Consider the following 750-nt stretch of genomic DNA (forward strand, 5'->3'; position numbering starts at 1 on the left):
GGCCTTCGGATGCCGGCCCCGGGCCCACACCGCGACCGCTCCGGCGGCGGCCAGCCACAGCACGCCGTGGTTGGCGCTGCGGCTCAGGGCGGGCAGCAGCCGGTCGGCGCCCGGCAGGTGATGACGGGCCACCAGGTCGAAGAGTGCCTGGTCAGCAGTGCTCAATGTGCTTGTCATCCGGACCGGATACCCCCGCCTGAGCGGGTGCACGCGTCGCCGCGCCCACCTGCTCAGGCACGGTAGGTGACCCTGCTGATCTCCGCGAGCAGCGACTCCGGGGACTGGTCGACGGCCAGGTCGCCCATCGAGACCATGCCCAGTGGGCGCCCTGCCTCCGTCACCGGCAGCCGCCGCACCGCGTGCCGGCGCATCAGCGCCTCGGCCGCCGCCACCGTGTCACCCGGACTGACGGTGACGGGCGCCGAGGTGCACACCGACCGGCAGGTCGAGGTCAGCGGGTCGGCCCCTTCGGCGACGGCCCGGACCGCGATGTCGCGGTCCGTCAGCACACCCAGCAGCAGACCGTCCCGAGTGACCAGCACACAACCGATGCCCTGGGCGTCCATCAGTTGCGCCGCCTCGACGAGGGAGGCGTCCGGATGCACGCAGGCAGCCGCCGGGGTCATCACGTCCCGCACGAACTCTGCCATGGCATGGCCCCTCCGGCTCCGGTGCGACTGTTCTGTCGGCTGTTCGGGCGTCCGCCGCGCGGCCCTCGCGCTGGCCGGCGGTCCGCCCGGCCGGTCGGCG

General features: G+C 74.0%; 1 protein-coding gene. It reads right to left on the bottom strand.

Annotation, left to right across the window (positions count from 1 at the left end):
• Positions 1–230: 230 nt before the first annotated feature.
• On the bottom strand, positions 231–650 hold the full coding sequence (locus ACYVE9_RS29360; RefSeq protein ID WP_461030916.1) for a CBS domain-containing protein: 420 nt from the start codon (positions 648–650) through the stop codon (positions 231–233).
• Positions 651–750 lie beyond the last annotated feature (100 nt).

The sequence above is a fragment of the Streptomyces sparsus genome (assembly GCF_054776295.1).

Coding starts and splice junctions, on each gene's coding strand:
- ACYVE9_RS29360 (WP_461030916.1), bottom strand. CDS start 650: ATGGCAGAGTTCGTGCGGGACGTGATGACCCCGGCGGCTGCCTGCGTG.